This window comes from Sulfitobacter delicatus, from assembly GCF_900102535.1.
In the GTDB taxonomy this organism is placed as follows: Bacteria; Pseudomonadota; Alphaproteobacteria; order Rhodobacterales; family Rhodobacteraceae; genus Sulfitobacter; species Sulfitobacter delicatus.
On sequence record NZ_FNBP01000013.1, the window covers coordinates 82,690 to 90,766 of the forward strand.

An 8,077-nucleotide genomic window follows, 5' to 3' on the forward strand; every position below is an offset into this window, starting at 1 on the left:
GGTCAGGCTAGCGGGGCAGGGGGCATCTTGGCAAGGAAAAATGCACCGGGGGAAAATTGCGCGAGGGGTGATCCGGCGCTGGTGCCTCCGGGGTGGCTGGCGTAGTTTGCGCCCATGTCCAATGATCCCCGATTCATTCACCTGCGCAGCCATTCCGAGTATTCCTTGCTGGAAGGCGCGCTGCGGCTGAAAAAGCTGCCCGGCATGTGCCGCGATGCGGGCATGCCCGCGCTGGCGCTCACCGATACCAACAACATGTTCGCCGCCCTTGAGTTCTCTGTCGCCATGGCCGGCGCCGGGGTGCAGCCAATCATCGGCTGTCAGGTCGATGTCGCCTATGTCGAGGTGCAGCCCGGTGAAAAGCCGCGCCCGCCCGCGCCGGTGGTGCTGCTGGCGCAGAGTGAGTTGGGCTATGAGAACCTGATGAAGCTGAACTCCTGCCTCTACCTCGATAAGGGCGGGGCCGTGGCAGAGGTGACGCTGGCCGAGTTGGAAGCGCTGAGCGCGGATATCATCTGCCTGACCGGTGGCCCAATGGGGCCGGTGGGGATGCTCTTGCAAGGGGGCCAGCGCCCAGCGGCAGAGGCGTTGATGGCGCGGTTGAAAGCTGCCTTTGGCGACCGGCTCTATGTCGAGTTGCAACGCCACCCCGAAGACGGCGGCCAACCCGAGCCTGAGCGCCTGACCGAGCGCGGCTTTGTCGAGATGGCCTATGCGATGGACATCCCATTGGTTGCCACGAATGATGTCTATTTCCCCAAGCCCGATATGTATGAGGCCCATGACGCGCTGATCTGTATTTCCGAGGGCGCCTATGTTGACCAGCAACAGCCGCGCCGCCGCCTGACCGCGCAGCATTACTTCAAGTCCCAGGCCGAGATGGCGACGCTGTTCGCCGATCTGCCCGAAGCGCTGAGCAACACCGTTGAGATCGCCAAACGCTGCGCCTTCATGGCCTATCGCCGCGATCCGATCCTGCCGAAGTTCGCCGATGATGAGGTCGCGGAACTGCGCCGTATGGCGAATGAGGGTTTGCAAGCACGCCTCGCGGTGATCCCCCATGCGGTGAGTGTCGAGGAATACCAAAAGCGCCTCGACTTCGAGTTGGGCATCATCGAAGGCATGGGCTTCCCCGGCTACTTTTTGATCGTTGCCGACTTCATCCAATGGGCCAAGGACAACAACATTCCGGTGGGGCCGGGGCGGGGCTCGGGTGCGGGTTCGCTCGTGGCCTATGCGCTGACGGTCACCGACCTTGATCCGCTGCGCTATTCGCTGCTGTTTGAGCGTTTCCTTAACCCCGAACGGGTATCGATGCCCGACTTCGACATCGACTTTTGCATGGACCGCCGCGAAGAGGTGATCCGCTATGTGCAGGAGAAATATGGTCGCGACAAAGTGGGGCAGATCATCACCTTTGGTGCGCTGCTGTCTAAGGCTGCCGTGCGTGACATTGGGCGCGTCTTGCAAATGCCTTATGGACAGGTCGACCGTCTGTCCAAAATGATCCCGGTCGAAGGGGTCAAACCCGTCAGCATCGAAAAGGCGCTGGCGGATGAGCCGCGTCTGCGCGAAGAGGCGAAGAACGAAGAGGTCGTGGCACGTCTGCTGAACTACGGTCAGCAGGTCGAAGGGCTCCTCAGAAACGCCTCGACCCACGCGGCGGGGGTGGTGATCGGGGACCGACCGCTGGACCAACTGGTCCCGCTCTACCAAGACCCGCGCTCGGACATGCCGGCGACGCAGTTCAACATGAAATGGGTTGAACAGGCCGGGCTGGTGAAGTTCGACTTTCTGGGCCTGAAGACCCTGACCGTCATTCAAAACGCCGTCGACCAGATCAAAGCGGGCGGGCGGCATTTGCACATCGCCGCCGATGGCTCCGAGATTTACCAACCGCCTGAGGGGCATGTCGATGACGTGGCCACGATCCCGCTCGACGATGCCGCGACCTACAAGCTCTATTCCAGCGCCAAGACCGTGGCGGTCTTTCAGGTGGAATCCAGCGGCATGATGGATGCGCTTAAGCGCATGAAGCCGACCTGTATTGAGGACATCGTGGCCCTCGTGGCGCTTTACCGTCCCGGCCCGATGGAGAATATCCCGACCTATTGCGAGGTGAAGAACGGCCAGCGTGAGTTGGAATCGGTGCACCCGTCGATCGACTACATCCTTGAAGAGACCCAAGGCATCATCGTTTATCAGGAACAGGTGATGCAGATTGCGCAGGTCATGGCGGGCTACTCGCTCGGCGGCGCGGACCTCTTGCGCCGGGCGATGGGTAAGAAGATCGCCGAGGAGATGGCCAAGGAACGCCCCAAGTTTGAAAAGGGTGCGATGGCCAATGGGGTGGATAAAAAGAAAGCGGCGGAGGTCTTCGACCTTCTCGAAAAATTCGCCAACTACGGTTTCAACAAATCCCACGCCGCGGCCTATGCGGTGGTCAGCTACCAGACGGCTTGGCTGAAGGCGAACCACCCGGTTGAGTTCATGGCCGGGGTGATGAACTGCGATATCCACCTAACCGACAAGCTTGCCGTGTACTTCGAAGAAGTGCGCAAGCGGCTGGAACTGCCTTGGGTGCCGCCTTGTGTGAACCGCTCGGATGCGACGTTCAAAGTGGTAGATGGCGCGCTTGTCTATGCGCTGGGCGCGTTGAAAAACGTCGGGTTGGAAGCGATGAAGCTGGTGACCGAGGGGCGCAAGGTGGACGGCGTCGATAAGCCTTTTGCCACCCTTTATGACCTCGCGCGGCGGGTGGACCTGAAACGCGTCGGCAAGCGGCCTTTGGAGATGTTGGTGCGCTCGGGGGCCTTTGATCAGCTCGACAGCAACCGCCGCCGGGTGTTCCAGTCGCTCGATGGGCTGGTGAACTATTCCGCGGCGATCCATGAGCAGAAGGCCAGCAATCAGGTCTCGCTCTTTGGTGAGGCGGGCGACGATCTGCCCGAGCCGAGGATGTTGCCTTGCGATGACTGGCAATCGGCGGAGCGGTTGGCCGAGGAATTCAAGGCGGTGGGCTTCTACCTCTCGGGCCACCCGCTGGATGACTACATGGTGCCGCTGCGCCGCAAATGGGCGCGGGAGACCGGCTTGCCCTTCCTCACGCTGGATGAATTGACCGAAAAGGTCAGCACCCGCGGCGCGATGAATGCGCGTTTGGCGGGTGTGGTCGCGGGACGGCAGGAACGCAAATCGGCGCGGGGCAACCGCTTTGCCTTTGCGCAGCTGTCGGACACCACGGGCGGCTATGAGGTGACGCTGTTTTCGGACACGCTGGAACTGGCGCGGGAACATCTCGAAGTCGGCTCGAAAATCGTCATCACCGTTGAGGCCACGATGGAGAGCGACCAGCTCAAGCTGCTGGGCCGCTCGGTCGCACCGATTGACGCGGCGGTGGCGGATGCGGGCAGCATGGGGCTACGGGTCTTTATCGACGGGCCGGGGGCGATCCAGGCGGTGGCCGATGTACTTGACGGGGCGCGCCAAGCGGTCAAGGCGGCGGGCAAGGGGCCGGTGCAGTTCTGTCTCATGCACCCTGATCTGCCGGGCGAGGTCGAGGTTGATCTGGGCCGCGAATTTCCGGTCACCCCGCAAATCAAGGGCGCGATCCGCTCGCTGGATGGGGTGATGGAGGTCGAGGAAATCTAATCTGCGGTCCGGGTGGACGACCCTTGGACCTTGCGCTACCTCCGCCTCAAACCAACGGGAGCGAACCATGAACCGAGTAGCGAGCCTTTTCATCCTTCTGGCGCTTCTGGGCGGTTGTGGGGCCCTGCCGGGCGGGGGCAGCTTTTCCGGCGAAAGCGCGGCGGATGTGCGGGACGTGGAGTTTGGCGCGGTGCAGCACTTTGGTGAGGTGGCGCGTGTTTGCGACGCTAAGGGCCGCGATCTGGGGCAGCAGGTGAATGAAAACGCTGCACGGGGCTACCGCCTCTACGATACCAAACCCGGCACGTCGGGGGCGCGCAGCTATTACATCACCGGTTTTTCAGACGGCTGCCCGCGCCAGTTGACGGCAGCGAATGTGTTGCTGGCGGACGCGTCTGACTATGAGCAGATCCGTTTTGGCCCGGCGGGCGAAAACCTGCCTTACGGCGAGACTGACGCCACCTATGAGCAGATTAAAGGACAGGTCTGCGGCACGCGGCGCGGACAGCCCTGTGGCAAGCGCATCGCGACGCTTGATAAGAACACCTTTTTCGTAAGCGCCTATGAGCGTTTCGGCGAGACGTCGCGCTGGTCCGAAATCTTGGTGCATGACGGCGACGTCATGGCCGTGGCGATGAAGTCCGCGAATTAAGCTGCCGGGTCAGTAATGCGGCGGGCGTTCATCGCCGAGCACCACCGCGCCGCCGCCAGAGGAATCGCGCTCGCCCTCGCGCTGCATCAGCATATGGACGCGGCGGTTCAGGGTGACGATTTCCTCTTCCTGCCGGGTCACGACTTCGGAGAGGTCTTCGACACTGCGGGTCAGATGGGCGATTTGTTCTTCGAGGCGGTCGGTGATGTCTGACATGGGGGGCATCCTTTTTGGCCGGGCATAGCATGGCTTGGCGGGCCGGGACAGGGGGCGCTGCCCCCCGGCGCGTGCCGCGCCTCCCCCCGAAAGTATTTTTGGCCAAAAAGAGCGAAGAAGCGGCGTCGCTTGCCCTCGGGGGGGGCTTGGGCTAGACGCGAGGCCAATTGATGCACCGAGGATCCTTGCCATGGCAAAGCCCAAGAAAACCCCCCGTCCCAAGGCGCAGGCCCCAAAAGGGTTTCGCGATTACTTTGGCGCTGAGGTGACCCATCGGGCCGAGATGCTCTCGAAGATCGCGGCGGTCTATCAGCGCTATGGTTTTGACGCGCTGGAAAGTTCGGGCGTGGAGACGGTCGAGGCGCTTGGTAAGTTTCTGCCCGACGTGGATCGGCCCAATGAGGGTGTTTTCGCGTGGCAAGAGGATGCGGAGGGCGACAAGCCCGGCGATTGGCTGGCGCTGCGCTATGATCTGACGGCGCCTTTGGCGCGGGTCTATGCCCAGCACCGCAATGATCTGCCGATGCCTTATCGGCGCTATGCCATGGGGCCGGTCTGGCGCAATGAAAAGCCGGGGCCGGGGCGGTTCCGGCAGTTTTATCAGTGCGATGCGGATACCGTGGGTGCGCCTTCGGTGGCGGCGGATGCTGAGATTTGTGCGATGCTGGCCGATTGTCTGGAAGAGGTCGGGATCGCGCGCGGCGACTATGTTGTGCGCGTGAACAACCGCAAGGTGCTGAATGGTGTGCTGGAGGTTGCGGGGCTGGCGGGCGACGACAAGGACGCCGAGCGCGGTATCGTCTTGCGGGCGATTGATAAGCTGGACCGGTTGGGGCCCGAGGGCGTGCGGGCTCTGCTGGGCGAGGGCCGCAAGGACGACAGTGGCGACTTTACCAAGGGCGCGGGGCTGGCGGATGCGCAGGCCGATGTGGTGATGGGTTTCATGCAGGCCAAGCGCGACAGCGGGGCCAAGACTGTGGCGCGGCTGCGCGAGTTGGTTGCGGGTTCCGATGTCGGTGTGCAGGGCGTGGATGAGTTGGAGCTGATCTCGGATTTGCTGGCAGCCGGCGGCTATGGGCCGGACCGGGTGGAGATTGATCCGTCGGTCGTGCGTGGGCTTGGCTATTACACCGGGCCTGTGTTTGAGGCCGAACTGACATTTGAGATTAAGGACGAGAAGGGCCGTGCGCGGAACTTTGGCTCCGTCGCCGGAGGCGGGCGCTATGACGATCTGGTCAAGCGCTTTACCGGGCAGGAAGTGCCTGCGACGGGCGTCTCGATTGGCGTGGACCGGTTGTTGGCGGCGCTGGCGGCTAAGGGGCGTTTGGCGGGCGAGGCCACCGGGCCTGTCGTCGTCACCGTAATGGACCGGGACCGCATGGCCGACTATCAGGCCATGGTGGCCGAGTTGCGCCAAGCGGGCATCCGTGCCGAGGTCTACCTCGGCAACCCCAAGAACTTCGGCAACCAGATGAAATACGCCGACAAGCGTCAAAGCCCGGTCGTGGTGATCGAAGGTGGCGACGAGCAGGACCGTGGTGTGGTGCAGATCAAAGACATGGTACTGGGCGCGCAGATGGCGCAGGACGCGAGCCATGATGAGTGGAAAGAGCGCAAGAACCAATATGAGGTGAAGCGCGGCGATCTGGTGCAGGCGGTGCGCGATATTCTGGATCGGACAAGCTGATGCCGACACGCTCTGACACACTGGCCCGTGCGGCCAGTCTTCGCGCGATATTTGAGGGGCAGGGGGCGGTTCTGGTCGAGCCGCCGATCCTGCAACCTGCGGATACGCTTTTGGACCTTTATGGCGAGGACATTCGGGCCCGTGCCTATGTGACCTCGGACGCATTGCGCGGCGAGCAGATGTTGCGGCCTGATTTCACCGTGCCGGTGGTGCAGATGCATATGGCGCATGGGGCCGAGCCTGCGCGCTATACCTATTCGGGCGAGGTCTTTCGCCGTCAGGAGCATGATCCAAACCGGCCCAATGAGTATATTCAGGTGGGGTTCGAGGTCTTTGACCGCGCCGATCCGGCGGCGGCGGATGCCGAGGTTTTTGCCCTGATTTCTGAAGCGATGCAGGGTCTGCCGGTGCGTCCGGTGACGGGCGACATCGGCGTGCTGATGGCGGCGGTGCAGGGGTTGGAGACGTCGCCCGCCCGCAAACAGGCCTTGATGCGCCACATCTGGCGGCCGCGGCGGTTTCGGGCGCTGCTCGACCGCTATGCCGGGCGCAGCCCGGTGCCCGCACCGCGCCAAACCTTGCTGGCCGAGGGGGGCGCGGATTGCGATGCGCCGATGGTTGGTCTGCGCTCGCGTGCCGAGATCGAAGCGCGGGTCGCTGCCTTGCGCGAAGATGCCAAGACCGCGCCGATCTCAGAGCAGCAGGTCGATCTGTTCGATGCCCTGCTGGAAGTGCGCGAGACCTTGCCAAATGCGCTGAGCCGCCTGCGCGATTTGATGGTGGATATGCCTGCGATTGCCGATGCGGTGACCCGCGTGGCCGACCGTGCCGAAGCGATGCGCACGCGCGGGATCGACACGGATGCGCTGGTTTTTGAGGCCAGTCATGGCCGGTCATCGATGGAATATTACGACGGTTTTGTCTTTGCTTTCCGGGCAGAAACACGGCCTGACCTGCCCAATATCGCCAGTGGCGGACGCTATGACGCGCTGACCCGGCGCTTGGGGCAGGGCGATGCGATCCCGGCGGTGGGCGGCGTGATGCGCCCCGGTCTGATGCTGGAATTGGAGGGCGCGCAATGACGCTGAAGCTTGGGGTGCCGTCCAAGGGGCGGTTGATGGAGAAAACCTTTGAGTGGTTTGGCGCGCGTGGTGTGAGCTTGCAGCGCACCGGGTCTGACCGCGAGTATGCGGGCAAGGTCGAAGGGATCGAGGATGTCTCGCTGGTGCTGCTGTCGGCGGGGGAAATCCCGCGGGAGCTTTCGGCGGGGCGCATTCACCTGGGCGTGACCGGCACCGATCTGGTGCAGGAGAAATTAGCGCTTTGGGACCAACTGGTTGAACCGCTGGAGGAATTGAATTTTGGTCATGCCGATCTGATCATTGCGGTGCCGCAGGCTTGGGTCGATGTCGACACACTGGATGATCTGGATGCGGCGGCGGCAGCGTTTCGGGCCGAGCATGGTTTCCGCATGCGCATCGCGACGAAGTATCACCGTTTGGTGCGAGAGTTCCTGCGCACACATGGCGTTGCCGATTACGCATTGGTCGACAGCCAAGGGGCGACCGAGGGAACCGTGCTCAATGAGACCGCCGAAGCGATTGCCGATATCACCTCAAGCGGAGAGACCCTGCGCGCCAACCACTTGAAGATCCTTAGTGATGGTCTGATCCTGCAATCGCAGGCGACACTCTGGCGTTCGCGGATGGCGCCGCTGGAGGATCACAGCCGGAAAGCGCTGAAAGCTTTGATCGATCAGTTGACCTGACGTAGCGTCATTAAAGCGCTTCTAACAAAACCTGAATCGCCGGGGATTCCCAAACTGGTCTGATTGTGATTCATCCTGTTTGGGAGGATGAACTATGTCAGCA

The 8,077-nt window shown here is 62.5% G+C and carries 6 protein-coding genes; 5 read left to right on the forward strand and 1 reads right to left on the reverse strand.

Annotated features, from left to right (window positions below):
* Positions 1–114 precede the first annotated feature (114 nt).
* Both dnaE and BLS57_RS17580 read left to right on the forward strand, forming a co-directional pair.
* Entirely contained in the window at positions 115–3,651 is a 3,537-nt protein-coding gene (dnaE, locus tag BLS57_RS17575) for a DNA polymerase III subunit alpha (RefSeq protein WP_093743956.1), read from the forward strand.
* Between the two features lie 67 nt (positions 3,652–3,718).
* Positions 3,719–4,303 (forward strand): hypothetical protein, encoded by a 585-nt coding sequence (locus BLS57_RS17580; RefSeq protein WP_093743957.1) that lies wholly within the window; start codon positions 3,719–3,721, stop codon positions 4,301–4,303.
* 9 nt (positions 4,304–4,312) lie between these two features.
* On the opposite strand, the gene BLS57_RS17585 is transcribed toward BLS57_RS17580, so the two are convergent.
* The gene (locus BLS57_RS17585) at positions 4,313–4,519 is read right to left on the reverse strand and encodes a SlyX family protein (protein WP_093743958.1); all 207 of its coding nucleotides are present in this window, start codon (positions 4,517–4,519) and stop codon (positions 4,313–4,315) included.
* Positions 4,520–4,709: 190 nt separating this feature from the next.
* Here BLS57_RS17585 and hisS point away from each other — a divergent pair, with 190 nt between their 5' ends.
* Genes hisS through hisG form a run of 3 tightly spaced genes read left to right on the forward strand, consistent with a single transcriptional unit; the run spans position 4,710 to position 7,974 of the window.
* Positions 4,710–6,206 carry a histidine--tRNA ligase gene (gene hisS / locus BLS57_RS17590; RefSeq protein WP_093743959.1) on the forward strand — a complete coding sequence of 499 codons (1,497 nt, stop codon included), beginning with the start codon at positions 4,710–4,712 and terminating at the stop codon, positions 6,204–6,206.
* Complete coding sequence (locus BLS57_RS17595; RefSeq protein WP_093743960.1) at positions 6,206–7,288, forward strand: ATP phosphoribosyltransferase regulatory subunit; 1,083 nt, start codon at positions 6,206–6,208, stop codon at positions 7,286–7,288. Before hisS ends, BLS57_RS17595 begins: the two co-directional genes overlap by 1 nt.
* Positions 7,285–7,974 (forward strand): ATP phosphoribosyltransferase, encoded by a 690-nt coding sequence (gene hisG, locus BLS57_RS17600; RefSeq protein WP_093743961.1) that lies wholly within the window; start codon positions 7,285–7,287, stop codon positions 7,972–7,974. Before BLS57_RS17595 ends, hisG begins: the two co-directional genes overlap by 4 nt.
* Positions 7,975–8,077 lie beyond the last annotated feature (103 nt).